Source organism: Chromobacterium sp. Ag138 (genome assembly GCF_055181315.1).
In genome coordinates this window covers 1,313,701-1,336,985 of sequence record NZ_JBUPWA010000001.1, presented here as the reverse complement: position 1 = coordinate 1,336,985, position 23,285 = coordinate 1,313,701, and the positions used below count along the sequence as shown (strand labels likewise).

At 65.2% G+C, this 23,285-nt stretch carries 29 protein-coding genes; 21 read left to right on the top strand and 8 right to left on the bottom strand.

Going from position 1 to position 23,285, the window contains the following annotated elements; translation table 11 throughout:
* Positions 1-60 precede the first annotated feature (60 nt).
* Positions 61-1,761 carry a bifunctional metallophosphatase/5'-nucleotidase gene (locus ACY3GB_RS05875; RefSeq protein ID WP_463087927.1) on the top strand — a complete coding sequence of 567 codons (1,701 nt, stop codon included), beginning with the start codon at positions 61-63 and terminating at the stop codon, positions 1,759-1,761.
* A gap of 145 nt (positions 1,762-1,906) precedes the next feature.
* Here the strand turns inward: ACY3GB_RS05875 and ACY3GB_RS05870 are convergent, their stop codons facing one another.
* The 3 genes from ACY3GB_RS05870 to coaBC all read right to left on the bottom strand — a co-directional run bounded on the left by ACY3GB_RS05870 (position 1,907) and on the right by coaBC (position 4,699).
* Entirely contained in the window at positions 1,907-2,926 is a 1,020-nt protein-coding gene (locus ACY3GB_RS05870; protein WP_463087926.1) for a GGDEF domain-containing protein, read from the bottom strand.
* 86 nt (positions 2,927-3,012) lie between these two features.
* Positions 3,013-3,465: a dUTP diphosphatase gene (gene dut / locus ACY3GB_RS05865; protein ID WP_463087925.1), complete on the bottom strand. Its 453-nt coding sequence runs from the start codon at positions 3,463-3,465 to the stop codon at positions 3,013-3,015.
* A 52-nt stretch (positions 3,466-3,517) separates the two neighbouring features.
* Entirely contained in the window at positions 3,518-4,699 is a 1,182-nt protein-coding gene (gene coaBC / locus ACY3GB_RS05860) for a bifunctional phosphopantothenoylcysteine decarboxylase/phosphopantothenate--cysteine ligase CoaBC (RefSeq protein WP_463087924.1), read from the bottom strand.
* Positions 4,700-4,861: 162 nt separating this feature from the next.
* On the opposite strand from coaBC, the gene radC reads away from it, so the two are divergent.
* The 7 genes from radC to ACY3GB_RS05825 all read left to right on the top strand — a co-directional run bounded on the left by radC (position 4,862) and on the right by ACY3GB_RS05825 (position 9,409).
* Entirely contained in the window at positions 4,862-5,536 is a 675-nt protein-coding gene (gene radC, locus ACY3GB_RS05855) for a RadC family protein (RefSeq protein WP_021475734.1), read from the top strand.
* Positions 5,537-5,661: 125 nt separating this feature from the next.
* Positions 5,662-5,913 (top strand): hypothetical protein, encoded by a 252-nt coding sequence (locus ACY3GB_RS05850; RefSeq protein ID WP_021475733.1) that lies wholly within the window; start codon positions 5,662-5,664, stop codon positions 5,911-5,913.
* Between the two features lie 155 nt (positions 5,914-6,068).
* Complete coding sequence (locus ACY3GB_RS05845) at positions 6,069-6,443, top strand: Gfo/Idh/MocA family oxidoreductase (RefSeq protein WP_046158302.1); 375 nt, start codon at positions 6,069-6,071, stop codon at positions 6,441-6,443.
* Between the two features lie 195 nt (positions 6,444-6,638).
* Entirely contained in the window at positions 6,639-7,082 is a 444-nt protein-coding gene (locus ACY3GB_RS05840; protein ID WP_463087923.1) for a DUF2844 domain-containing protein, read from the top strand.
* Positions 7,079-8,317, top strand: a complete 1,239-nt coding sequence (locus tag ACY3GB_RS05835; RefSeq protein ID WP_463087922.1) for a DUF3443 domain-containing protein — start codon at positions 7,079-7,081, stop codon at positions 8,315-8,317. Before ACY3GB_RS05840 ends, ACY3GB_RS05835 begins: the two co-directional genes overlap by 4 nt.
* Positions 8,318-8,526: 209 nt before the next feature.
* Positions 8,527-8,811, top strand: a complete 285-nt coding sequence (locus tag ACY3GB_RS05830; protein ID WP_463087921.1) for a hypothetical protein — start codon at positions 8,527-8,529, stop codon at positions 8,809-8,811.
* 43 nt (positions 8,812-8,854) lie between these two features.
* A complete protein-coding gene (locus tag ACY3GB_RS05825) occupies positions 8,855-9,409 on the top strand; it encodes a flavin reductase family protein (RefSeq protein ID WP_463087920.1) in 555 nt (184 codons plus the stop codon).
* A gap of 103 nt (positions 9,410-9,512) precedes the next feature.
* On the opposite strand, the gene tyrS is transcribed toward ACY3GB_RS05825, so the two are convergent.
* On the bottom strand, positions 9,513-10,787 hold the full coding sequence (gene tyrS / locus ACY3GB_RS05820; RefSeq protein ID WP_463087919.1) for a tyrosine--tRNA ligase: 1,275 nt from the start codon (positions 10,785-10,787) through the stop codon (positions 9,513-9,515).
* Positions 10,788-11,014: 227 nt separating this feature from the next.
* On the opposite strand from tyrS, the gene ACY3GB_RS05815 reads away from it, so the two are divergent.
* Positions 11,015-11,671, top strand: coding sequence for a cytochrome b/b6 domain-containing protein (locus tag ACY3GB_RS05815; RefSeq protein WP_463087918.1), 657 nt, complete (start codon positions 11,015-11,017; stop codon positions 11,669-11,671).
* A 62-nt stretch (positions 11,672-11,733) separates the two neighbouring features.
* Here ACY3GB_RS05815 and ACY3GB_RS05810 read toward each other — a convergent pair whose 3' ends face one another.
* Together ACY3GB_RS05810 and ACY3GB_RS05805 are read right to left on the bottom strand one after the other, a co-directional pair.
* On the bottom strand, positions 11,734-12,174 hold the full coding sequence (locus ACY3GB_RS05810) for a c-type cytochrome (protein WP_463087917.1): 441 nt from the start codon (positions 12,172-12,174) through the stop codon (positions 11,734-11,736).
* A 160-nt stretch (positions 12,175-12,334) separates the two neighbouring features.
* Positions 12,335-12,763, bottom strand: coding sequence for a c-type cytochrome (locus ACY3GB_RS05805; protein ID WP_463087916.1), 429 nt, complete (start codon positions 12,761-12,763; stop codon positions 12,335-12,337).
* A gap of 142 nt (positions 12,764-12,905) precedes the next feature.
* On the opposite strand from ACY3GB_RS05805, the gene ACY3GB_RS05800 reads away from it, so the two are divergent.
* The 6 genes from ACY3GB_RS05800 to ACY3GB_RS05775 are packed head-to-tail and all read left to right on the top strand — an operon-like array spanning position 12,906 to position 16,981.
* On the top strand, positions 12,906-13,340 hold the full coding sequence (locus ACY3GB_RS05800) for a Fur family transcriptional regulator (RefSeq protein WP_463087915.1): 435 nt from the start codon (positions 12,906-12,908) through the stop codon (positions 13,338-13,340).
* Positions 13,341-13,353: 13 nt separating this feature from the next.
* Positions 13,354-14,271 carry a CobW family GTP-binding protein gene (locus ACY3GB_RS05795; RefSeq protein ID WP_463087914.1) on the top strand — a complete coding sequence of 306 codons (918 nt, stop codon included), beginning with the start codon at positions 13,354-13,356 and terminating at the stop codon, positions 14,269-14,271.
* Entirely contained in the window at positions 14,268-14,453 is a 186-nt protein-coding gene (locus ACY3GB_RS05790; RefSeq protein WP_046158315.1) for a hypothetical protein, read from the top strand. The genes ACY3GB_RS05795 and ACY3GB_RS05790 overlap by 4 nt, the downstream gene beginning before the upstream one ends.
* The gene (locus ACY3GB_RS05785; RefSeq protein WP_463087913.1) at positions 14,450-15,193 is read left to right on the top strand and encodes a metal ABC transporter ATP-binding protein; all 744 of its coding nucleotides are present in this window, start codon (positions 14,450-14,452) and stop codon (positions 15,191-15,193) included. Before ACY3GB_RS05790 ends, ACY3GB_RS05785 begins: the two co-directional genes overlap by 4 nt.
* Positions 15,193-16,068, top strand: coding sequence for a metal ABC transporter permease (locus ACY3GB_RS05780; RefSeq protein ID WP_463087912.1), 876 nt, complete (start codon positions 15,193-15,195; stop codon positions 16,066-16,068). The genes ACY3GB_RS05785 and ACY3GB_RS05780 overlap by 1 nt, the downstream gene beginning before the upstream one ends.
* 16 nt (positions 16,069-16,084) lie before the next feature.
* Complete coding sequence (locus tag ACY3GB_RS05775) at positions 16,085-16,981, top strand: metal ABC transporter substrate-binding protein (RefSeq protein ID WP_463087911.1); 897 nt, start codon at positions 16,085-16,087, stop codon at positions 16,979-16,981.
* Here the strand turns inward: ACY3GB_RS05775 and ACY3GB_RS05770 are convergent.
* Positions 16,962-17,639: a sulfite exporter TauE/SafE family protein gene (locus tag ACY3GB_RS05770; protein ID WP_463087910.1), complete on the bottom strand. Its 678-nt coding sequence runs from the start codon at positions 17,637-17,639 to the stop codon at positions 16,962-16,964. The two genes, ACY3GB_RS05775 and ACY3GB_RS05770, sit on opposite strands and share 20 nt — an antisense overlap.
* Positions 17,640-17,992: 353 nt before the next feature.
* Between ACY3GB_RS05770 and ACY3GB_RS05765 the strand changes: the two genes are divergently transcribed.
* From ACY3GB_RS05765 to ACY3GB_RS05740, 6 genes are all read left to right on the top strand, one after another.
* Positions 17,993-18,778, top strand: coding sequence for an enoyl-CoA hydratase (locus tag ACY3GB_RS05765; protein ID WP_221665276.1), 786 nt, complete (start codon positions 17,993-17,995; stop codon positions 18,776-18,778).
* Positions 18,779-18,932: 154 nt separating this feature from the next.
* Positions 18,933-19,826 (top strand): LysR family transcriptional regulator, encoded by an 894-nt coding sequence (locus tag ACY3GB_RS05760; protein WP_463087909.1) that lies wholly within the window; start codon positions 18,933-18,935, stop codon positions 19,824-19,826.
* 37 nt (positions 19,827-19,863) lie between these two features.
* Positions 19,864-20,319, top strand: a complete 456-nt coding sequence (locus ACY3GB_RS05755) for a hypothetical protein (protein WP_463087908.1) — start codon at positions 19,864-19,866, stop codon at positions 20,317-20,319.
* 81 nt (positions 20,320-20,400) lie between these two features.
* Positions 20,401-20,817 (top strand): GFA family protein, encoded by a 417-nt coding sequence (locus ACY3GB_RS05750; RefSeq protein WP_463087907.1) that lies wholly within the window; start codon positions 20,401-20,403, stop codon positions 20,815-20,817.
* Complete coding sequence (locus tag ACY3GB_RS05745) at positions 20,801-21,340, top strand: GNAT family N-acetyltransferase (RefSeq protein ID WP_463087906.1); 540 nt, start codon at positions 20,801-20,803, stop codon at positions 21,338-21,340. The genes ACY3GB_RS05750 and ACY3GB_RS05745 overlap by 17 nt, the downstream gene beginning before the upstream one ends.
* Positions 21,337-21,972, top strand: coding sequence for a glutathione S-transferase (locus tag ACY3GB_RS05740; RefSeq protein WP_463087905.1), 636 nt, complete (start codon positions 21,337-21,339; stop codon positions 21,970-21,972). The genes ACY3GB_RS05745 and ACY3GB_RS05740 overlap by 4 nt, the downstream gene beginning before the upstream one ends.
* 76 nt (positions 21,973-22,048) lie before the next feature.
* On the opposite strand, the gene ACY3GB_RS05735 is transcribed toward ACY3GB_RS05740, so the two are convergent.
* Positions 22,049-23,281: a c-type cytochrome gene (locus ACY3GB_RS05735; RefSeq protein ID WP_463087904.1), complete on the bottom strand. Its 1,233-nt coding sequence runs from the start codon at positions 23,279-23,281 to the stop codon at positions 22,049-22,051.
* Positions 23,282-23,285 lie beyond the last annotated feature (4 nt).

Below are 23,285 nucleotides of genomic sequence, written 5' to 3'. Positions count from 1 at the left end.
CTCGACGTCATGCCGTGGCAGCGGCGGGCTTCGTTAAGAACAATACACAAGGAGCAAGTGATGAAACTGATCCCGCTGGGCATGACTCTGGGCGCCGCGCTGGCGCTTGGCGGCTGCATGTCCGATTCCTCTTCCGTGAGCGCGACGCGCACCCAGACCGGCGACGAGGCCGCCGCCGGCCAGGTGGCGGTCAAGATGATCGCCTTCAACGATTTCCACGGCAATCTGGAAGCGCCGGGCACGCTGTCGATTCCCGATCCGAAAGACCCGAGCAAGACGGTCAAGGTGACGGCCGGCGGCGTCGACTATCTGGCGGCCTGGGTCAAGCAGCTGCGCGCGCAGTCGCCCAACACCGTGGTGGTGTCGGCCGGCGACCTGATCGGCGCCAGCCCGCTGGTGTCCGGCCTGTTCCACGACGAGCCGACGATAGAGGCGATGAATTTGCTGGGCCTGGACATCAATGCGGTGGGCAACCATGAATTCGACGACGGCCAGGACGAATTGCTGCGGATGCAGAATGGCGGCTGCAAGCCAGGCGCGGCGGAAACTTCCTGCTTGTACGGCGGCAGCTTTGGCGGCGCCAAGTTCAAGTTCCTGGCGGCCAATGTGCAGAAACAGGACGGCGGCACGCTGTTTCCGGCTTACGAGATCAAGAAATACGGCAACATCCCGGTCGCCTTCATCGGCATGACGCTGAAGGGCACGCCGGACATCGTGACGCCCACCGGCATCCAGGGCCTGAGCTTCAAGGACGAGGCCGACACCGTCAACGCGCTGGTGCCCAAGCTGAAGGCGCAGGGCGTGGCCGCGGTGGTGGTGGTGGTGCACGAAGGCGGCTACCAGAGCGGCAGCTACAACGAGTGCAAGGGCATTTCCGGCCCCATCGTCGACATCGTCAAGAAACTGGACAAGGCGGTAGGGTTGGTGGTCACCGGCCATACCCATCAGGCTTACAACTGTCAGATCGACGGCCGCACCGTCACCAGCGCCAAGAACTACGGCCAGCTGTTCACCGAGATCAATTTCAAGCTGAGCCCGGCGACGCGGACCTTCGTACCGGGGTCGATCCAGGCGGTGAATCGCCCGGTGACGCAGGACATCGCGCCGCTGGCCAATATCAGTAGCCTGGTCCAGTTCTATCTGGACAGGGCTGCGGAAAAAGGCAACAAACCGGTGGGCACGCTGGCGGGCGCGCTGACGCGCAGCGCCAACGCCGCGGGCGAATCGACGCTGGGCGACGTGCTCGCGGATTCCCAGCTGGATGCCGGCAAGGAGCAGGGCGCGGTGGCGGCCTTCATGAACCCGGGCGGCATCCGCGCCGATCTGGCGCCGGCGGCAGACGGCAGCGTCAGCTACAAGCAGGTCTACACCGTGCAGCCCTTCGGCAACACCATGATGACGATGACGCTGACCGGCGCGCAGATAGACCGCCTGCTGGAACAGCAGTGGAGCAACCCGTCCCAGCCCAAGATCCTGCAGGTGTCGTCCGGCTTCAGCTACAGCTGGAGCCAGTCGGCGCCGGCCGGCAGCAAGGTGGACATCAACAGCATCACGATCAATGGCAAGAAGATCGATCCCGCCGCCAGCTACACGGTGCAGGTGAACAACTTCATCGCCGGCGGCGGCGACGGTTTCACCGTGCTGGCCGAGGGCGCCAACCGCGTCGGCGGCCGGGTGGATGTGGATGTGCTGCAAAGCTATCTGGCCAAGCACGCCAACTTGCCGGTGCCGGCGCTGAACCGCATCGTTCAGCTGCCGTGAGCGATGGGCCCCTCCGCCTGGCGGCAGGCGGAGGGGCCGCGCCTGTTCAACGTCTGGCTAGGCGAGTAGAAGACGGCTGAACACGCGCAGCGCGCAAGCGTTCCAAGGCGGTATCGCCGACGCGCGGCAGGCATGGGACAGGCTGTCAGAAGTAATCTATCTGGTCGGCGATGAGCGGGGATTCCAGCTTGCCGCCGGCCACCAGCTTCTCATAGCCGCAGACCTGGTCGCGGCCGTGGCTCTTGGCGTAGTAGAGCGCGCGGTCGGCTTGCTCCAGCAGCTGGTCGGGCAGCAGGCCGGGCGTGATGCGGGTATAGCCGATGCTGATGGTGATGCAGCCGACCTGGGGAAACGGGTGCCGCCGGACCAAGGAGCGGAAGCGTTCCAGCGCGACTTCGGCCGGTTCCGCGTCTCCGCATTCCAGCAGCAGCGCGAACTCTTCGCCGCCATAGCGGAACAGCCCGTCCTCTTCGCGGAAGCATCCCTGCATCAACTGGGCCATCAGCAGCAGCACCTCGTCTCCGACCATGTGGCCGAAGCGGTCGTTCACCTGCTTGAAATGGTCGATGTCCAGCAAGGCCAGCATGTGGGTGGCCGCGGACTCCGCCTGATGCTGCAGGGAAGCGATCAGGTTGTAGAAGCGCAGGTCGAACTTGCGGCGGTTGTGCAGCGCGGTCAGCATGTCGCGGTCGGCCTCGAACAACAGCCGCAGGAAGTTTTCGTGTATCCGCGCCATCGCCAGCAGCATGTCCCGGTTGACGCCGGCGTCCGGGCCGCAATGGATCACCACCAGCGAGGTGATGTTGCCCATGCAGTGCAAGGGCAGGCACAGGCCGCTGGGAATGCGCAGCAGCGCCGCGTGGTCGGGATGGGCGTGGCTGGACAGCTCGCGCAAGAACGGGGGAGGGGGCAGCCAGCCGTCGGCCGGGGTTTCGCGGACATCCGGCTTGCCGGGCGCGGCCAGCGCTTCCAGCCGCCGGCAGAGATAGGGCGAGCCATTGGCCTGGCGGCAGGCGAACAGCTCCACCCTGTCGACATGCATCAGTTCCACCAGGGTGGACAGCAGGCTGGACTCCAGCATTTCCTGCTCGCGCTGCGAGGTCAGCTCGACCAGATTGTCGAGCAGCAGCTTGCTTTCATCCTGCTCCGCGAGGGGTGTCGGCATGGCGGGAACTCCTGGGATGGCCGCGATGCGGCGCGTCCGCGCCGCAAGTTCCCAGAATTATAGGCAAGCCGCCGGAGAAAACAGTCCTAGCCGCGACCCGTGCTGCCGAAGCCGCCGGCGCCGCGGTCGGAGGCGTCGAAGTCGTCGACGATATTGAAGCCCACCTGCACCACCGGGACGATCACCATCTGGGCGATGCGCTCCATCGGCTCCAGGCGGAAAGGCTCCTGGCCGCGGTTCCAGACCGAGACGAACATCTGGCCCTGGTAGTCGGAATCGATCAGGCCGACCAGATTGCCCAGCACGATGCCATGCTTGTGGCCGAGGCCGGAACGCGGCAGCAGCATGGCGGCCAGGCCCGGATCGTTCAGGTGGATGGCGATGCCGGTCGGGATCAGCTGGGTTTCGCCCGGCTGGATGGTCATCGTCTGTTCGGTGGCGGCGCGCAGATCCAGGCCGGCCGAGCCGGAGGTGGCGTAGGCGGGCAGGTTGTCGCGCAGACGCGCGTCCAGGATCTTGACGTCGATTACGGGTCGCATGGTGTTTCCTTGTGATGCGGGGCGGCCAGAAAGCCGCCCGATGATTGATTCTTCAGCGTTGGGCCAGCAGGGCGGCCAGGTGGCGGACGATGGCGGCGGCCACTGCATCCTTCGGCATCTGCGGCAGCGGATGCTCGCCGGCGTCGTCGAGCAGCACCACCTGGTTGTCGTCGGCGCCCATCGCCTGTTGGGCAAGGTTGGCCACCAGCATGGGCAGTTTCTTGCGCTTGCGCTTGGCCTCGGCGAATTCCAGCAGGTTCTGGCTTTCGGCGGCGAAGCCGACGCAGAACGGCGCGGCGGGCAGGCTGGCGACGGTGGCCAGGATGTCCGGGTTTTCTTCCAGCTCGATCGCAGGCGCGGCGGCGCCTTTCTTGATCTTGTGCTCGCTGCGGTTCTTCACCCGGTAGTCGGCCACCGCCGCCACGGAAATGAACACGTCGCTGCGGCCCACTTCGCCCAGCACCGCCTGTTGCATCTCGGCCGCGCTTTGCACATCAATGCGGCGCACATTCATCGGCGCGTCCATGCCGGTGGGGCCGGAGACCAGCGTGACTTCGGCGCCGGCGTCGCGGCAGGCGCGCGCCAGCGCGTAGCCCATCTTGCCGGAACTGATGTTGGTGATGCCGCGCACCGCGTCTATCGCTTCGTAAGTGGGGCCGGCGGTCAGCAGCACTTTTTTGCCGGCCAGCAGCTTGTCGGCGAAGAAGCCGTGCAGCAGCTCGACGATTTCATGCGGCTCCAGCATGCGGCCGTCGCCGGTCTCGCCGCAGGCCTGGAAGCCGTTGCCGGGGCCGAACACGGTCACGCCGTCCGCCTCCAGCTGGGCGATGTTGCGCTGGTTGGGCGGGTTCTGCCACATCTGCAGATTCATCGCCGGGGCGACGATCAGCGGGCAGGTCCGCGCCGCTGCCAGCGTGGAGACCAGGTCGTCGCAGGCGCCGTGGGCCAGCTTGAACAGCAGGTTGGCGGTGGCCGGCGCGATCAGGAAGGCGTCGGCGCGGCGAGACAGCTCGATATGGGCCATCGCGTTGCTGGGGCGCGGATCCCACAGGTCGGTGTAGACGGTGTGGCCCGACAGCGCCTGGAAGGTGGCGGGCGCGACGAAACGGGTGGCCGACTCGGTCATCACCACTTCCACTTGATGCCCGGCCTTGATCAGTTGGCGGGTCAGCTCGGCCGACTTGTAGGCGGCGATGCCGCCGCCGATGCCGAGGAGGATGCGTTTGGCAGTCATCTCTATGGTTTCGAAATCAGCCGTAAACTGGCCATTCTAGCGGATTTGTCCTTTCGGGTGGTCGTATCGTCGGCAGTTCATGCCAATGTTAATGTCATTGCCTGCTTCTATCTTGTTGGCCTGACCCCACAAACAATGCTATAGCCAGAAGGAGGATGCGAGATGTCCATCGCCAGTTGGCCCGAGTCCGAGCGTCCGCGGGAGAAGCTGTTGTCCCAGGGCGCCGCGACATTGAATGATTCCGAATTGCTGGCCATCTTCCTGCGCACCGGCATCAAGGGCGTCAACGCGGTGGAGCTGGCGCGGCGGCTGTTGCAGGAATTCGGCTCCCTTTCGGCGCTGCTGGCCGCGCCGCTGCCCGCGTTCAAAGCCAAGCAGGGCTTGGGGGAGGCGAAATACGCGCAATTGATGGCCTGCACCGAGCTGGCGCGGCGGGCGCTGTCGGAGCAGCTGAAACTGGGCGACGCGCTGTCCAGTCCGCAGCAGGTGAGGGATTATCTGAGACTGAGCATAGGCAGGCGGGAGGTCGAAACATTTGTTGTGATTTTTCTGTCGGCACAAAACCGGCTGATCGAAGTCGAAGAAGTGTTCAAAGGAACCTTGACCGAGACCCGGGTGTATCCGCGCGAGGTGTTGCGGCGCGCGCTGCGGCACAATGCGGCGGCGCTGATTATCGCGCATAATCACCCGTCAGGCGTCAGCGAGCCGTCCAGCGCCGACCGGGTGCTGACCGACACGCTCAAGCGGGCGCTGGAACTGGTCGATATCAGGTTACTTGACCATTTTGTCGTAACCGGCGGGCACGCGGAGTCGTTCGCCGAGCGTGGTTGGCTGTAGCAGGCGCGCGAGCGCGCGGGGCTTGATGCGATGGCGGTTTGACAGTGCCGCCCCCGATGACGGGGCCCGCGAACAATAACTGTTTGCTTGACCTTTGTTCTCCACCGCATCATAAGGAGGTCGTCATGAACATCCTGCGTTTGCTGAATGAGTCGGATTACATTCAGGTCAACAACCAGTTCGTCAAGCCGGACTTCCACACGGTTTCAGAAGAGTTTTCCGATGACGACGACGTGGTGCTGGAAGCCACGCTGGATGGCCAGGAGCTGGTGCTGACCGTGGCCGACCTGACCGACGCCACGCCGCTGGCCGATGGCGGGTTCTGGCTGGAAGGCCTGGGCTATCTCCGTTTCCTGTCGCAGCAGAATCTGCATTGACGTTTCGTCTCCGCATTCTTCCCCAATGGCCCGGCCGACGCCGGGCCATTTCGTTTGGCGGCCGTGGTTTGACCTGCCTCAACTCCGGCACGGGCGCGATGTTCTAGAGTGGCGGCTGTTATTTGCCAGTCATAAATCGGGAGCGTGGAGCGCGTATGCAAAAGTTCAGAATAGGCATGGTGGGAGTGGGGGAGACAGGCACGCCTTTGCTGAAGCAATTGCTGGATGCGTCGTTCGTCGATCTGGTCGGCGTGGCGGATCTGGACCTGCGGTTGCCGGGCATTCTGCTGGCCAAGGAGCGCGGCGTGCCGGTGACCGATAATTTCATCGAGATCGCCGAGCAAGGCGAACGCGTCGACATCATCATCGACGTCACCGGATCCCGCAAGGTCAGGGAGGACCTGCGCCGCTACATGCAGTTTTCCGGCAACACCCATACCGTGATCGTGCACGAGCGCGTGGCCTTGCTGATGTTGTCGTTGGGCGCCGGCCGCTGGGTGGAAACCCGGCACGACGAGCTAAGCTATTGATCGGGAATGTCTGGAATGTGAGGCTGTCCCAGCGATAAGGGAGAGCTGCACGAGGGGATGCGGGAGGCTTGCGCCTCCCGCTTTTTTATTCTCCGGTCGGCGCTTTCGGCGAGGCCGCGTTCTTGTATGCTGAGAGTGTAGTCCGCGCGGCATGGCGCCGCGGGCTATCCTTCATCGCCGTGCAAGGGGAATTCAATGATCAAGCCATCTTCATCCGCCTGGCTGCTGCTGTTGCTGCCCGGACTCGCCCTCGCCGCTCTCGGGCAGCGCATCGATTTATCATCCTCAACCCCTGTCGCGGGCCGTCAGCTGACGGCGGCAGCCATCGGCGCGCCCTATCGCGTGGTGCAGGATCAGGATGCCGCGGGGAGGGTGATACGCCAGTATGTCGCCGCCGACGGCACGGTGTTCGCCGTGGCCTGGAGCGGACCGACGCTGCCGGATCTGCAGCAGTTGCTGGGCGATTACTTTCCCGCCTTCCGCCAATCCCAGCAGTCCAATCGTCGGGGACTTAACTCGATGCAGGGGCAGGTGGGCAGCTTTGTCGTGGAGTCTAGAGGACGGGTGGGCAATTTTTCCGGTGTCGCTTACGACAGCGCGCTGATGCCATCCGGCGTGACGGCCGAGCAGTTGAAATGAGAGGCGAAGCGATGCGCAGAATAATATCGGTGTGCCTGATGCTGTTTCTCAGCGCTTGCGGCGGCGGAGGTGGAGGCGGCGGTGGCGGAGACAACCTGTCCAATGGCAATACGGGGAGCACGTCAGCCAACAGCGTGACGATGAAGGTCGACTCCGGTCCCAGCGGCGTGCAAACGCTCAATATTCCCTATGTGTCGGTCACCATTTGCGCGCCAGGCAGCACCAGCAATTGCCAGGTTGTGGACCATGTGCTCGTCGACACGGGCTCCAGCGGCCTGCGCATTTTGGCATCGGCTTTGAGTGCTTCAGTGATTGCCGGACTGGGCAACCAGCAAGTGGTCGGCCGCCAGGTGGTGGAGTGCATGCAGTTCGTTTCGAGCATCACCTGGGGGGCGGTTAAATTGGCGGATGTCAGAATGGCGGGGAAAGCAGCCAGCGCTTTGCCGATGCAACTGGTCTCAGATCCGGTGTATACAACGATTCCAGGAGCGTGCTCGTCGAGAGGAGCCAACGCCGGCAGTCTGGCCGGCCTGGGAGCCAATGGCATCATCGGGGTGCGCCATGATCTGCAAGACTGCGGCAGCGCTTGCGCCAACAGCTCACTGAACAGCATGTATTATTTATGCGCCGGGGCGTCCAGTTGTGTGGGCGGGGCAGTGCCGGTGACGCAGCAAGTGGCCAATCCGGTGGCGAATTTCAGCGGCGACAATAATGGCGTGTTGCTGCAATTGCCCAGCGTGCCGGCGACTGGTACGGCAACCGCGACCGGTTCGTTGATTTTCGGCATCGGGACGCAGTCCAATAATGCGATTCCGGCCGGAGCGCAGGCTTATCCCACCACCTCTGCATCCGGCTTCACCATCAATACGCTCTACAAAGGCCTCAATTATTCCAGTTTTCTGGACAGCGGCTCGAATCTACTGGTTTTCCCGGATGGAAGCATCAATACCTGCGTCGTCAACGGGCAAACCTGGTTCTGCCCGCCCTCGCAGCAGAATCTGAGCGCGGTGTTGTCCAGCGGAACCAGCAGCAGCGTCGTCAACTTCAGTGTGATCGACGCGAGTCAGTATCTGCAGGGAGCCAATTCGGCGATTCCCGGCATTGCCGCGCCGGCTTCGGGTTCGCTGGGTGGCCAATTCGACTGGGGCCTGCCGTTCTTCTATGGGCGCAGCGTGTTCATCGGTTTTGTCGGCGGCAGCAATCCCTTGGGATCCGGACCTATGTATATTTTCTGAGCTAGTCCGATCTTGCGGCGCAACAATATCTGATCTATAACGCAATCGTCATCACGATGACATCTCCTCTGTCTTTGTGCTTGAGGATAATGGCAAACAGGCCCGGAACACTCCGGGCCTTTTTTTGTTATATGGGCAGCACGAAATATCAGTTAAGCCGGCATGCGTTCCATGCTACATTTCCATGTCATTTTTATTTCGGAACAAGCGTGAACGCGGCGAAGAAGTTACGCCAGCTGCTGGATCAGAGCGAAGAGCCGGAGCAGGTGGAGGTGTTGCTGCAAATGGTGGCGGGCTTGCAACTGGGGCTTCCGTTCGACCTGAGGCGGCTGTGCGGGATCGAGCAGTCCTATTTTGAGCTGGGCATGGCGCTGTTGAAGGATTGGCACGCCGATCATCACATCGCCGCGCGCAGCAAGCTGGTCGAGTCCATCCTGGCGCGCGACCACGGCCTGCAGCGCCAATTGTGCCATCTGGACCCGTCGGCGGGCTGACGCTTGCTGTTAGAATGATCGTCTTTGCGCGACGGAGACGACCATGCTGGCGGATGTGGAATTGGCCAAATCCTATCGTTTGTTGAACCACGGGCCGACGGTGCTGGTGAGCAGCGCGGCGGGCGGCAGGCGCAACGTGATGGCGGCGGCCTGGGCGATGCCGCTGGATTTCGATCCGCCCAAGGTGCTGGTGGTGGTGGACAAGTCCACCTATACCCGCGAGCTGATCGAGGCCAGCGGCGAATTCGTGCTCAACATTCCGTGCCGCGCCCAAGCGGCGCAGGTGGTGCGGGTCGGCAGCGAGAGCGGCCACGGGCAGGACAAGTTCGCGTCCAGCGGGCTGGCAGCCATGCCGGCGCGGAAAGTGGGCGCGCCGCTGGTGGCAGGCTGCATCGCCTACCTGGAGTGCAAGGTGGCGCCGGAGCCGCACAATCAGCAGCAATATGATCTGTTCATCGGCGAAGTCGTCGCGGCCCAGGCTGACGACGCCTTGTTCAGCGGCGGTCATTGGCATTTCGACGACGACCCGGCCAAGCGCAGCCTGCACTACATCGCCGGCGGCGCCTTCTTCGCCACCGGCGAGGCGTTCAGCGTGTAAGAAAACCCTGTTGACGATCGCAAACAGGCGCTGAGCGCCGTGACAGTGATCCGATAAAAAAAGCCCGCCGTGAAGGCGGGCTTTTTCGTTGGCGTCGCGGCGCTTACTGCCAGTCCACCAGCGCGTACAATTTCTTGCCGCGCTTGAGCAGCGAGTATTGGCCGAACAGGCGTTCGCCGTCGCCGATGGCGTGCTCCAGGCTGTCCACCTTGATGCCGTTGACGCTGACCGCGCCGCTCTGGATGAAGGTGCGCGCCTCGCTCTTGGACTTGGCCAGGCCGCCGGCGGCCAGCGCGTCGATCAGGCCGCTGGCGCTCTTGTCCAGCTTGATGGTCGGCAGGCCGTCCTGCGCCAGCTGGGCGAAGTCGTCGGCGGTCAGGCTGGACAGGTCGTTGCTGAACAGGCTGTGGGTGATGCGCTGCGCGGCTTCCAGCGCCGCCTTGCCGTGCACCAGCGCGGTCACTTGCTCGGCCAGGATGCGCTGGCCTTCGGGCTTGCCCTCGCGGGTCTTGTCGGCTTCTTCGATCGCGGCGATCTCGTCCACCGACAGGAAGGTGAAGTAGCGCAGGAATTTGTACACGTCGGCGTCGGCGGTGCCCAGCCAGAACTGGTAGAAGGCGTAGGGCGAGGTCTTGCTGGCGTCCAGCCATACCGCGTTGCCCTCGCTCTTGCCGAACTTGGTGCCGTCGGCCTTGGTGATCAAGGGCAGCGTCAGGCCGTACACCTGGGTCTGATGGAGGCGGCGGGTCAGGTCGGTGCCGGCGGTGATGTTGCCCCACTGGTCGGAGCCTCCGATCTGCAGCTTGCAGCCGTGGCGGCGATACAGTTCGGCGAAGTCGTAGCCCTGCAGCAGGCTGTAGGAGAATTCGGTGAAGGAGATGCCCTGGTCTTCGCGGGCGATGCGCTGCTGCACCGCTTCCTTCTTGATCATGGCGTTGACCGAGAAATGCTTGCCGATGTCGCGCAGGAACTCCAGCGCGCCCATCTGGCCGAACCAGTCGTAGTTGTTGGCCATGATGGCGGCGTTGCCGCCATCGAAGGCCAGGAAGGGCTCTACCTGCTTGCGGATCTTCTCCACCCAGCTCTCGATGATGTCGGGGGTGTTCAGCTTGCGTTCGGTGGCCTTGAAGCTCGGGTCGCCGATCATGCCGGTTGCGCCGCCCACCAGCGCCACCGGCCGATGGCCGGCCTGCTGGAAGCGCTTGAGCATGAGAACCGGCACCAGGTGGCCGAGGTGCAGGCTGTCCGCCGTCGGGTCGAAGCCGCAATAAAGCGTAACCGATTCCTTGTTCAGCAGTTCTTGCAGCGCGGCCATATCGGTGGTTTGCGCGATGAGGCCGCGGGCCTCCAGATCCTGAAGAAGGGCGGTTTGCGTCATTTGACTGGGTCTCCAACACGGTAGAAAACAACGGCCCGTCGCGGGGCCGTCAGGGGGTACGGTTCCAGCGCCGCTTCGCGTCGCCGGGAAAAACGTCCATCTTAACCGAAAATGGAGCGAATTGCGTCTCCGGGCGTAGAATAGCCATACCCGTAGCATGGATGGGTTTGCCCGGATGCCGCATTGCGGCAAAATGTCGGGCGGGAAATCAGGAAAGGAAAGAATCGATGTCGCAGCAGGTCAAGGTATGGGATGTGCCCACTCGTTTGTTCCACTGGACGCTGGTGGGATTGTTCGGCGCCATGTGGTACTGCGCCGAGCAGGGCGGCGAATGGCTGCAATACCATATCTATTGCGGCGTCGCGCTGGCGTCGCTGCTGGTGTTCCGTCTGATCTGGGGCGTGATCGGCAGCCAGACCGCGCGTTTTTCCAGCTTCGTGCGCGGTCCGAAAGCCATCCTGCGCTATCTGAAGGGCGAGTTGCCGGAACGCGAAGCGCCGGGCCACAACCCGCTGGGCGGCTGGATGGTGGTGGTCATGCTGCTGGCGCTGGCCGCTCAGGTGCTGACCGGCTTGTTCGCCGCCGACGTGGACAGTTATTTGTATGACGGCCCGCTGGCCAAGCATATCGACAGCGGTTTGGCGGAAGCCTCCACCGGCGTCCATAAATTGCTGTTCAACGGCCTGTTGGGCCTGGTGGCGCTGCACATCGCCGCCATTGTCGCCTATCGGGTGGTGAAGAAGCAAAACCTGGTGAAGCCGATGCTGACCGGCTACAAGAAGATGGCCGGAGAGGAGCCCAGCCTGCGTTTCGCGCATGGCGCGCTGGCCTTGGCGGCGTTGCTGCTGTCGGCGGGCGGCCTGTATCTCGCGCTGCTGCGCTGAACGACGGGTGGGAACGACAAAGCCGGCTCATGGCCGGCTTTTGGTTCGCATCGCGCCGACGCTTATTTTTCCGGGCCGCGGAAAGCGTCGTGACAGGTCTTGCAGTTCTGCGCCACCTGGCCGTAGGCCTTCTTGATGGCGGCCAGGTCGCCGGCTTTGGCGACGGCTGCGAGGTTGTCCACCGACTTCAGGAAGACGTCGCGGTCGGCCTGGAACTTGGCCGGCTGGCTCCAGATTTCGGGCTTGGCGCGGCTCTTGCCGGTGACGCTGTTGGCCGGGAAATGCTTGAAGGGCTCCGCGGCCAGCGTCTTCATCGCTTCCGCCTGCTGCTCGAACTTCGCCTTGTCGTAGGGAGAGCGCTCGCGCACCGCCATGCCCATCGGCTCGAACGATTGCAGCAGCATCTTCTTGAAGGTCTGGCTGCGGATCTCGGCCGGCGTGTCGGCGTGGGCGGCGGGAATGGCGATCGCTGCCAGCAGCAGCGCGGTCAATGTCTTGTTCATGGCGTCTAGAATGCATGTCGTGCTTGTCGGATGGCGGCGCGGCGCGCCGCAAGGGCCTGTTTATGATGAATGGCGGATGACGCAAAAAAACGTAAACAGGCGCTAAGCCGATTATATCGATGACGGCGGGAAATGGGGCCGAGTGGGCGGCCCGAAAGGATCAATCCTTGCGGAAATCCTTGTGGCAGGCCTTACAGGTCTGCTGGGTGGCGCCGAACTGGGCCTTGATCGCGGCCAGATCGCCGGTCAGCGCCACTTGCTTCAGCTTGGCGGTGGCGGCCTTGTGGTTGTCGATGGCTTTCTGCCAATCGGCGGGCTTGCTCCAGATTTCGGGCTTGGCGTCGGTCTTGCCCGCGCCGCTGCCGGCCGGGAAGTATTGCCAGGGCTGCTGCGACAGCTGTTCCAGCTTGGCGGCCTGCTTGGCGAATTCGTCCTTGTTGTAGGGCATTTCACCCTTCACCATCTTGCCCATCTCGCCGACCACCGGCTTGTACTGCTTGAACGCTTCCTTGCGCTGGCTGACCGGATCGGCGGCGAACGCCTGGCCGGCGATCAGCAGCGCCAGCGACGCCATTAACATCTTTTTCATCGAAGCTCCCTTTTTTGGCATGAAAACGACGCCCGCAGCCTATCACAGCGGGCGGACCGTCAAAACCCGCATTATGTAAATGGTTGAATGGCTGTGATGTTATATAGTAACATTCGTTCATTATTTAGCCGATGCCGACATTATGGACCCCTCCGCCTATCTCGCCGCCGCCGAGCGCCATTGCGCCGCGCGCGGCAGCAAGCTCACCGATCTGCGCCGCCAGGTGCTGGAGCTGGTGCTGAACCGCAGCGGCGTGGTCAAGGCCTATCAGGTGCTGGCCGACTTGCAGCAGCAGCGCGGCTCGGCCGCGCCGCCCACCGTCTACCGCGCGCTCGATTTCCTGGTGGAGCACGGCCTGTTGCACAAGGTGGACGCGCTGAACGGCTTCATCGTCTGCGAGCACTTCGACTGCCAGCACGAAAGCCTGATCCTAGTATGCGAACAATGCGGCCGCGTCAACGAGGTGGACGCCGCCAGCGGCCTGGCCCGGCTGCGCGAAATGGCGCAGGCCGCCGGTTTCGCGCTCAGCCCGCAAAACCTGGTGCTGGCCGGACGCTGCCAGTCCTGTGCCGCCTGAATCTGAAGAAATCATGAACAAGACCAAAGTCAATCTGTTTACCGGCTTTCTGGGCGTGGGCAAGACCACCGCGCTGCGCCATCTGATCGCCAACCGCCCGCAGCACGAGAAGTGGGCGGTGATCGTCAACGAATTCGGCGAAGTGGGCATAGACGGCGCCGCCTTGCTCAACGACGAGCTGGCGGTGGCCGAGATCGCCGGCGGCTGCCTGTGCTGCGTCGCCGGCCCGCAGATGACCGCCACCGTGGCCACGCTGCTGCGCCGCGAGAAGCCGGACCGCTTGCTGATCGAGGCCAGCGGCCTGGCCCACGCCGCCGGCGTCATCGACGAATTGCGCGCCAAGCCCTTGGGCGAGGCGCTGGAAGTGGCCGCGGTGCTGACGCTGGTGGATCCGCGCCAGTTCATCCAGCCCGATTACCACCGCCAGCCGCTGTACCGCGACCAGATCTCCATCGCCGACGTGCTGGTGGCCAACAAGATAGACACCGCCGACATCCCGACCATGGAGGCCTTCCGCGCGCAGGCGGCGGCGCTGTTCCCGCCCAAGTCGCTGGTGGGCGAGGTGCGCGACGGCCAGTTGGACGTCGCCTGGCTGGACGCCGAGCTGGCGGCCAAGCCGCGCTACCGCCCGGCGGTGCTGCCTGATAACGCCAGCGCGTGGCAATCGGCCGGCTGGACCTTCGAGCCGGAGCTGAATTTCGATGGCGAGCGGCTGACGCGGCTGTTCGACGACCTGCCCGCCAAAGTGCCGGGCCTGGTGCGCGCCAAGGGCGTGTTCCGCGTGCTGGACAGCTGGGTATGGCTGAACTGGGCCGCCGGGCAGTGGGGCGCCGCCCAGGTGTCCTGGCGCCGCGACAGCCGCTTCGAGCTGATCGCGCCGGAATTCGACGCCGCCGCGGTGGAAGCCTGGCTGAAGGAGTGCCTGGAATGAGCGGATCGCATTCGCACGATCACGGCCACGCGCATGAGCCGCACCGCCATGTGACCGCCTCCAATCTGCGCCCGCCGCTGAGCCTGCTGGCGATGTCGGCCGGCCAGCGCGTCGCGCTGACGCTGCTGCCGCTGGCCGGCCTGTGGCTGCTGGTGTGGTGGGCATTGCGGGAGCTGGCATGAGCATCATCCTGAACAACCTGACGGTGTCCTACCAGCGCCATCCGGCGGTGCACCACATCAACGGCCGCTTCGCCGACGGCGACGCCACCGCCATCTTCGGGCCCAACGGCGCCGGGAAGAGCACCTTGCTGAAGGCGATGATAGGCGCGCTGACGCCGGATTCCGGCCATGTGGATTTGAACGGCCACCGCCGCAGCGACATCGCCTATCTGCCGCAGCAGGCGGAGATAGACCGCAGCATGCCGGTCAGCGTGCTGGAGCTGGTCGGCACCGGCCTGTGGCACCAGAGCGGCCCGTTCGGCCGGGTGGGGCGCGACGGCATGGCCCGCGCGATCGAGGCGCTGGAGCAAGTGGGGCTGGCCGACTTCGCGCTGAGGCCGATCGCGGCGTTGTCCAGCGGCCAGTTCCAGCGCGTGCTGTTCGCCCGCATCCTGGTGCAGGACGCCAGGCTGATTCTGCTGGACGAGCCGTTCAACGCGGTGGACGCCAAGACCACGGAAGACCTGCTGGGCCTGGTGGCGCAGTGGCGGCGCGAGAAGCGCACCGTGATCGCGGTGCTGCACGACGCGCTGCAGGTGAGGGCGCATTTTCCGCACACGCTGCTGATGGCGCGCGAAGTGATCGCCTGGGGCGACAGCGCCACGGTATTGAATGATGACAATCTGCGGCGCGCGGTGGACACCGCCGCCCACTGGCAGGCCCAGGCGCCGGTTTGCGGCCTGGATGGAGTAAGCGCCTGATGCAACATTTGTACGATCTTCTGGTGTCGCCCTTCGTCGAGTTCGCCTTCATGCGCCGCGCGTTGGCCGGTTGCCTGGCCTTGGCGCTGGGCTCCGGCCCCATCGGCCTGTTCCTGGTGATGCGGCGCATGAGCCTGATGGGCGACGCGATGAGCCACGCGGTGCTGCCGGGCGCGGCCATCGGCTTCATGTTCGCCGGTCTCAGCCTGCCGGCGATGAGCCTGGGCGGCTTCTTCGCCGGCGTGCTGGTGGCGCTGATGGCGGGCCTCGCCACCCGCTTCACCAGCATCAAGGAGGACGCCAGCTTCGCGGCCTTCTACCTGCTGTCGTTGTCGCTGGGCGTGCTGTTGGTGTCCAAGGGCGGCAGCAATGTCGACCTGATGCATATCCTGTTCGGCTCGGTGCTGGCGGTGGACGATGCGGCGCTGTACCTGGTGTCCGGCGTGGCCACGGCGACGCTGCTGACGCTGGCCGTCATCTACCGGCCGCTGCTGCTGGAGAGCCTGGACCCGGTCTACCTGCGCGCGGTGGGCGCGCGCGGCGCCTGGTGGCATCTGCTGTTCCTGATGCTGGTGGTGCTGAACCTGGTGGCCGGCTTCCAGTCGCTGGGCACGCTGATGGCCGTCGGCCTGATGATGCTGCCGGCGATCACCTCGCGGCTGTGGACCGAGCGCATCGAGACCATGCTGGCGCTGGCGGTGGGCATCGCCTTCCTCAGCGGCCTGGGCGGGCTCTTGCTGTCCTACCATTTCGAATTGCCGTCCGGCCCCGCCATCATCCTGCTGGCCGGCCTGGTCTACCTGTTGTCCTTGTTGTTCGCGCCGGTGGGCGGAGCCTTGCCCCGCTATATCCGCGCGCGCCATCTTGAATCGTAAGCGTGAGGAGAAACGCATGAAGAAGACTTTAGCCGCCTTGCTGCTGCTGGGCATGCCGGCGCTGGCGCTGGCCAAGGTGCCGGTAGTGGCCAGTTTCAGCATCATCGCCGACATGACCCGCGAGATCGGCGGCGACCGCGTGGAAGTGGTGTCGCTGGTGGGGCCGGACCAGGACGCGCACGTGTTCCAGCCGTCGCCGGCCGACATCAAGAAGGTGTCCGCCGCCAAGGTGCTGGTGACCAACGGCCTGGGGCTTGAGGGCTGGATGTCGCGCCTGGACAAGGCGGCCAATTTCCGCGGCGCGATCGTGGTGGCCTCCAAGGGCATCAAGACCCGGCAGGCGCCCGAAGAGGAGCATGCCGAGGAGGACCACGGCCATGACCACGGCGACGTCGATCCGCACGCCTGGCACGACCCGGCGCGGGTGCAGACCTATATCAAGAACATCAGCGCCGGCCTGATCCAGGCCGATCCGGCCGGCAAGGCCGAGTATCAGCGCCGCGCGGCCGATTACGCCGCCAAGGTGAAGGCGGTGGACGACTGGGCGAAGCAGCAGTTCGCCGCGGTGCCGGCCGCCAAGCGCAAGATGCTGACCTCGCACGACGCCTTCGGCTATCTGGGCGAGCGCTACCAGCTGAAGGTGCTGGCGATCCAGGGCGTCAGCACCGAGTCGGAGGCCTCGGCCAAGGGCGTCGCGCAGCTGACGCGCCAGGTGAGGAAAGAAGGGGTGACGGCGATTTTCATGGAGAACATGAGCGACGCCAGGCTGCTGAAGCAGTTGTCGGCCGAAGCCAAGGTGAGGATAGGCGGCAAGCTGTACGCCGACGCGCTGTCCGGCCCCAGCGGCCCGGCCGCCAGCTATCTGCAGCTGATGCGCTACAACGTCGACACCATCATGAAATCGTTCCGCTGACGAGCTGAGCCAGCTTCCACGCGCCGATTCCCGCCACGCCCAGTCCGGCCGCCAGCCGCACCGGGCGTTTTTGCATCCAGCGCCGCAGGCCGTCTGCGAACACGCCCATCAGCAGCAGATTGGGCAAGGTGCCCAGGCCGAAGGCCAGCATCATGCCGGCGCCGTTCCAGGCCGATCCGCTGGCCAGCGCCGAGATGGACGCGCTGTAGACCAGGCCGCAGGGCAGCCAGCCCCATATGGCGCCGACCGCGATCGCGCCGCCGGCCGACCGCACCGGCAGCAGCCGGCCCACCAGCGGCTGAACCCGCCGCCACAGCGGTTGTCCCAGCTTTTCCAGCGCGACCACGGCTTGGGCGAATCCCGCCAGATAGAGGCCCATCGCGATCAGCATCAGATCGGCCAGCGCCGCCAAGCCCAGCTGCCAGGCATGGGTGGAGGCCAGGCTGAGCCCGCCCGCGGCCAGGCCGCCCAGCAAGGCGCCGATCAGCGCGTAGCTGGCGACGCGTCCCAGATTGTAGCCGGCCAGCACCCGCCAGCGGGCGTGGCCGGGCGGCTGATGCAGGGTGAGCGCGGCGACGATGCCGCCGCACATGCCGACGCAGTGCCCGCCGCCCAACAGGCCGGCGAGGAACAGAATCCAGAAATTTGTCTCAATCATGCCGCAAGCGCTTCAGGAAAGCTCTATGGTAACAGAGGGCATGACAGAGAGGCTTGAACGTGCCGATTTGGCTTGACGACGGGGTTTGCGGCGGTTTGTTCGATTCTTTTTGGCATTGTCGAAACAGTCATTCTACAAAAAAGGTTGAAGATAATTGTTTCGCCTACTGGCCAAAAGTACAGTTTGCAAAGAAAATGGCGGTTTGGGCGAGACAAGAAGGGCGGCGCTGTCTATAAGACGGACGCGGTCCAAGCCCGGAGCCAGGCTGGGATATGGGAGCGACTGCCGCGTAAGGCGGATCGATCCGGCCTGGGCTGCAATGAAAAGGAATGGGGATACATGAGGAACACAATATGGCCAGGTATCTGACACTTGAACGGCTGGGCAAATCAGCCATCATCACGCTTTCCAACCTGCCTGCCAATCTGCTGACGACCGATGGCCTGAACGAGCTGACGGCGACGCTGCAGGCGCTGAATGCGGATGATGACGTGCGTTCGGTGGTGATTACCGGCGCCGGCGACGCGTTTTTTTCCGCCGGAGCAGATTTGAAGCAGTTCGCCGCCGGCGACAAGGCCGCGGCGGATGTGGTGCTGCAGGCCTTCGCCAACGCGCTGCAGGCGATACGCGCCTATCGCGGCGTCACGGTGGCGGCCGTCAACGGGTTCGCGCTGGGCGGCGGCCTGGAGTGCGCGCTGGTGTGCGACTACATCATCGCCGAGCGCGGCTCCAAGCTGGGCCTGCCGGAAGCCAAGGTCGGCCTGATTCCCGCCGCCGGCGGCACCAAGACGCTGGCCGACAAGGTGGGCGTGTCCTGGGCCAAGCGCATCATCCTGGGCGGCGAGGTGGTGTCGGCCGAACAGGCGCTGAAGATAGGCCTGATCGAAGAGGTGGTGGATCAGGGCTTCGCCAAGATCGTCGCGGTCAGCCTGGCCAACAAGGTGGCGGGGCAGGGCCCGGTCGCGGTGGCCGCCGCGCGCAAGCTGATCGAAGACAGCCCCAATCTCAATCTGGACGAGCATCTGAAGCGCGAGCGCGCGGCGACGCTGGGGCTGGTGGGCGGTTCGGAGCAACTGGAAGGCGTGGCCGCCTTCCTGGCCAAGCGAGCGCCTGGCTGGGCGCAGGATGACGACGACTGAGCCGTCGCCGCTTTGCGAGCCGATATGACAACAGCCGCCTGCGCGCAAGATTTGCCGCCGGCGGCTTTGTTTTGGCGGCCTCGGCCATGTTAGCCTAGTCGTCATTTGGCATATTCGGTCGCGGACGCCTGCGGCCGGCATCGCAGGGGAGAGCATGGAAATCTACCAGTTGCGCACCTTCGTCACGGTGGCCCAGCAAGGCCATCTGACGCAGGCGGCCGAGCTGCTGCATCTGTCGCAGCCGGCGGTGACCGCGCAGATCAAGGCCCTGGAAGAAGAAGTGGGCATGCAGTTGTTCGAGCGCAGCGCCGGCGGCGTCAGCCTGACCCGGGCCGGCCAGGAACTGTTGCCGCAGGCGCAGGGCGTGCTGGCCGCCGCGCGCGACATCATCAACCACGCCAAGCAGTTGAAGGGCCAGCTGTCGGGGCAGGCGCGCATCGGGGTGACGCTGATGCCGGACATCCTGAAGCTGGGGCCGTGGGTGGCGGCGCTGGCGGACGCCCACCCGCTGCTGGAGGTGAAACTCACCCATGGCGTCTCAGTGGACGTGCTGAACCTGGTGCGCAAGAAGGAGCTGGACGCGGGCTTCTACCTGGGCAAGAACCCCTATATGAACGTCAGCACCGTGCCTTTGCGGATGCTGAATTTCCGCGTCGCCTTGCCGCCGGCCTGGGCGGGCCAGGCGACGGAAGGGCGGCTGAAGGAGCTGGGCAAGCTGCCCTGGGTCGGCATCTCCCAATTTTCCAGCTTGTCCAAGATCACCGCCGAGTTGTGGCGGGAACTCAATATCTCGCCTAAAAAGGTGGCGGAGAGCGATCACTTGTCTGTAATACTGGAGCTGGTGGCCGCGGGCGTGGGCGCGGCCCTGGTGCGGGAGGAGGAAGCGCTGGCCTGGGAGGCCGCCGGGCGCGTCCGGCTGGTGCCTGATCTGCGCAAGAGCGCCGAACTGCAGTTTGTCTATCCGGCGGACCGGGCCGGCGATCCGGTGCTGGAAACCTTGCTGCGCGAATTGCTGGCGGTCTGGGAGCTTCCCTGTCCGCAAACGTGAGTCCGGGCGCGCGAGCGCCGTCGAATGAGGAGGCCGCATGGCCAGCTGGATAGTCGGAGCGATGGAAACGTATTGCGGCGCGGTGGAGCAGGGACAGCGCCGCTGGCTGGACGCGCAGCAGGAGGCGTGCAGCTGTTGGCTGTCGTCGATCACGCCGAGCTTCGCCTTGTCGGAAGGGGAGATGGAGCGGCGGATCGATGGCGGCCTGCTGGCGGGCGCCTCGATATGGCAGGCCCAAGCCGACATTCAGCGCGGCTTGATGCAGGCCGCAGAAAAACTGTGGACCGAGATGGGGCGCAGCATCGCGCGGCAGCTGCCCGATGACGGCGCGGCGCCGATCGCGGCGGTGCGCCAGGCGCTGGAGGTGGGCTGCGCTTCCGGCGCCGCCTTGTCCACCGCGTCGCGGCAGGCCGGGCATTTCGCCGCCACCAACTTTTCCGGCATTCCGCTGAAAGCAGCCCGCGATGTGAGGCGCGTGCTGCGCAAATCCTGATTCGCGGTCGCCGCGGCTTGCGCAGGCGCATGGTATGCTGATCGCATCTGCCCGGAGATGGGCATCAGCGAAGAGCGTGCGATGAGAATCCATGGCGCCTGCCACTGCGGCAATATTTCCTTCGAACTCGACTGGCCGGACGGCGTGGCGATCCCCGCTCGCCGTTGCGGCTGCGGTTTCTGCCGCAAGCATGGCGGCGTCTGGACCGCCTCTCCGGCCGGCAAGCTGGAGGTGGCGCTGCGCAATCCGCAGCGGGTATCGCATTACCGCTTCGGCACCCGTACCGCCGACTTCCACATCTGTTCCGATTGCGGCGCCGCGCCGCTGGTCACCAGCGAGATCGGCGGCCGCTTGCGCGCCGTGGTCAGCGTCAATGCTTTCGAGACGCCAGGCCTGCCGCTGGGCGATGCGGTCGACGTCTCGTTCGATGGCGAGAGCGAAGCGGAGAGGCTGGAGCGGCGCGCCCGCAACTGGATACCCGATGTCCGCTTCGTCTGATCGCTTCCCCCTTATCCGGCTGGAGGCCTTGCCAGCCGAGGTGCTGGTCGATCTGGCCGCCGGCAGGCCGTCGGCAAGCCTGGGCCGCCGCTGCGAGGAAGGCGCCTTGCCGCCGCCGGAAGTGGCAAGCCGGGCATTGCGTTTGTTGGCGTCAGGCGTGGCCGAGCGTTGGAGCCTGCCCTGCGCGATGATCGATGAGCGCGGCGCGGTTGTCGGCGCCTGCGGCTTCCATGGCGCTCCCCGCCTGGGGCTGGTGGAGATCGGCTACGGGGTGGCCCCGCTGCGGCGTGGTCGCGGCATTGCCGCGGCCGCCGTGCGGCTGTTGCTGCAGCAGGCGGTGGCCGATGGCGGCGCGCGCCAAGTGCTGGCGCGGATCAACCCGGATAATGCCGCGTCGTCGCGGGTGGCGGCTAAGCTGGGTTTCGTCCGCGGCGAGGTGAGGCTGGACGACGACGGCGAGCCGTTGGCGCAATGGCTGTGGCCGCCGTCAACTGATTTTCCCGATGATGGAGAGGCACCATGAAGCTGATCGGCATGCTGGATTCCCCCTATGTCCGCCGCGTCGCGGTTTCCCTGCAACTGCTGGACCTTCCGTTCGAGCACCATCCCGTGTCGGTGTTCAGCGCATTCGACCATTTCCGGGAGATCAACCCGGTGGTGAAGGCGCCGACGCTGGTTTGCGATGACGGCTCCGTGCTGATGGACTCCACGCTGATCCTGCAGTACGCGGAGTCGCTCGCGCCGGGGCGCAGCCTGATGCCTTCCGATCCGCAGCGCCTGCTGCGCAGCCTGCGGGTGACCGGGCTGGCGCTGGCGGCCTGCGAGAAGAGCGTGCAGATCGTCTACGAGCGCAAGCTGCGCCCGGAAGACGCGCGCTACCAGCCCTGGCTGGAGCGGATCAGCGGCCAGTTGCTGGCGGCCTACGACGAACTGGAGCGGGAGCTGGCGTCCGGCTTGCCGGACATCGGCGGCGAGGCCATCGATCAAGCCTGGTTGAGCACCGCGGTCGCCTGGCACTTCAGCAGGCGGATGACGGCGGACATCGTGCCGGAGGACAGGTATCCGGCGTTGGCCGCCTTGTCCGCGCGGGCCGAGGCCCTGGATGCGTTCCGGGCGGCGCCGTTCGGCGACGGCGTGTGCCAAGCGGCGCGCTGACCTTGGCCTAGGCCTGGCGCAAAAAACGCCGCCGCATTTCACAATGCGGCGGCGTCGTCATTGGCGTTTGATGGAATTACTTCTGATGCGCGCCGTCGGCCACGATGCCGCGCACCTTGGCCACATCGCCGGCCGCCACCGGGCTGGCGGCGTTGCCCCAGCTCTGGCGCATATAGGTGAGCACGTCGGCCACTTCCTGGTCGTTCATTTGCTGGGCGTAGCCCGGCATGCTGTATTCCCAGGCCAGGTGGCGGGTGCGGGCGTTGACGCCGCCCTCCAGCACCACGCGGATCAGCGAGGTGGCGTCGCGCGCCATCACCGCCGAGCTGCCGGCCAGCGCCGGCACCACCTTGTCATGCCCCTGGCCGTTGGCCTGGTGGCAGGTGGCGCAGTTCTCGAAGAACAGCGTGGCGCCGGTGCGCACCGGGGCGACGTCGGCCGCGCCCGCGCCGGGCAGGCTCTTCAGGTAGACGGCGATCGCCGACAGATCGGCGGTGTTGATGTGCTGGCTGCTGTAGTGCACCACTTCCGCCATCGGGCCGAAGGCCGCGGTGTAGCGGTTGCGGCCGGTTTGCAGGTATTGCACCAGCTCGTCGGCCGACCAGCCGCCCAGGCCTTCGCGCGCGTCGCCGGTCAGGTTGCCGGCGTACCAGCCGGCCAGCTGCGCGCCGGTCAGGTAGCCGGGCTTCTTCTCGCTCAGCGCCACTTCCTGGAAGGCGGCGCCGCGCGGAGTGTGGCAGGTGCCGCAGTGGGCCATGCCCTGCACCAGGTAGGCGCCGCGATTCCATTCGGCGTTCTTGGCGGCGTCAGGCTGGTAGCGGCTGTCGTCGTGGAACATCCAGCGCCACAGCGTCAGCGGCCAGCGCATCGACAGCGGCCAGGGAATGTCGCTGTCGCGGTTGGCTTGCTTCACCGGCGCTACGCCGTGCATGAAGTAGGCGTACAGGTCGCGCATGTCGTCGTCGTTGATGCGGGCGAACGAGGTGTAGGGCATGGCCGGATACAGCGAATGGCCTTCCTTGGCCACGCCTTGCCGCAGCGCGCGGGCGAAGTCTTCGTAGCTGTAGTCGCCGATGCCGGTTTCCTTGTCCGGCGTGATGTTGGTGGAGTAGATCTTGCCCACCGGGGTATCCATCGGCAGCCCGCCGGCGTTTTCCTTGCCGCCGGGCGCGCTGTGGCAGGCGATGCAGTCCGACACGCGGGCGAGGTAGGCGCCGCGGCGCACGCCGTCGGTGTCGACATGCGCCAGCGCGGCGTTCGCCGCACAGGCCAGCAGGGCCGCGAGACCCAGGGTTTTCATCAGTTTCATCACG